This window comes from Aeromonas sp. OTU364, assembly GCF_038440395.1.
Taxonomy (GTDB): Bacteria; Pseudomonadota; Gammaproteobacteria; order Enterobacterales; family Aeromonadaceae; genus Aeromonas.
On sequence record NZ_JASATR010000038.1, the window covers coordinates 1 to 1,458 of the forward strand.

Here is a 1,458-nt window from a genome sequence, read left to right on the forward strand (position 1 = left end):
TGGAGACCGCCGACATCGCCCATCAGCTGACGGAGTCCAGCCGCAGTCTGCAGCAGCTCTCCGGCGAGCTCGACAAGCTGGTCGGCAACTTCCGGCTGTAACATGAAAGAGCGCTTCGGCGCTCTTTTTCGTCCGGGTCGGCAGGGAGTGTCGACCCGGGCATGACGGCAAACCGTCATGACAAGCCGCTACAGTAGCGACATAGCAACGCACCAAGGAGTCATCATGCTGGCAGGCAAGATCACGATCAAAACCCAACTCATCCTGGCCGTTACCGTGCCCTGTCTCGCCCTGTTGCTGGTCGGCGCCGCCAGCCTGCGCAGCATGGGCAACATCAAGCAACAGGCCGATGAGCTGTTCCAGAATACCGCCACCCCCATGCGGGCCATGGCGGAAGTGGCCTCCCGCATCCCGCGCATGCGCGTCGGCATCGACATGATGCTGCTGCAGGAGACCTCCCTGCGCGACGAGAAGGGGGTGCTGACCCGGGTCAAGGAGACCCGCGAGGAAGATATTCCCGAGATGCGTCAGGCCATGCAGCAGGCGGTGACGGCCCAGGTCGATCCCGCCGCCCGGGCCGAGGCCGAGCGGCTGCTCGGCCAGTTCGAGAAGATGGAACGTGAGGAGCTGATCCCCATGCTGCAGGCGCTGGAGAAGGATGAGATGGAGGTGGCCCGCACCATTTATCGGGACAGCTACAGCCAGACCTATGGGGAGATGCGCAAGGGGGCCAACGCCTTGCTCGACGGCCTCATCGGCCAGGCCCAGCAGCGCAACGAGCTGAGCCAGAGCAGTTATGACAGCGGCCGCAACCAGATGATCGCCATCATAGTGATCGCCATCGCCATCTCGCTGCTGGTCTCGACCCTCATCCTGATCGGGTTGCGCCGCCGGGTCTCCTTCCTGCAACTGCACATCGGGGATGCCGCCCGCCATCTCGCCCTCGACAGCAGTGCCAGCCTGACCGGCAAGGACGAGCTGGCCGAGATAGCCAGCAGCTTCAATCAGTTCGTGGCCCGCATCCACGGTGCCATCGAACAGGTGGCGAGCAACTCCCGCCAGCTCGCCGCCACCGCCAACGAGGTGGCCGCCAAGGCCCAACTGACCCAGCACAACTGTACCGCCCAGCGGGATCGCACCGTCCAGGTCGCCACCGCCATCCACGAGATGGGCGCCACCGTCAGCGAAATAGCCGGCAATGCGTCGCTCGCCGCCGACGTGGCCAAACAGGCCAACGATCAGGCCGATGCGGGTGCTATCGTGGTGGCTCAGGCCCGCCACGGCATCGTCGGCCTCTCGGGGGAGATCGAGCAGGTGGCCGGGGTCATCGAGTCCCTGGCGAGCCAGACCGACTCCATCGGCAGCATACTCGACACCATCCGCAGCATCTCGGAGCAGACCAACCTGCTGGCCCTCAACGCCGCCATCGAGGCCGCCCGCGCCGGTGAACAGGGCCGC

1 protein-coding gene is annotated in these 1,458 nt (G+C 65.4%); it reads left to right on the forward strand.

Annotation, left to right across the window (positions count from 1 at the left end; translation table 11 throughout):
* Positions 1 to 225: 225 nt before the first annotated feature.
* Positions 226 to 1,458 (forward strand): methyl-accepting chemotaxis protein (locus AAHB08_RS21080; RefSeq protein ID WP_342059990.1); only part of this gene is annotated, 1,233 nt, incomplete at its 3' end.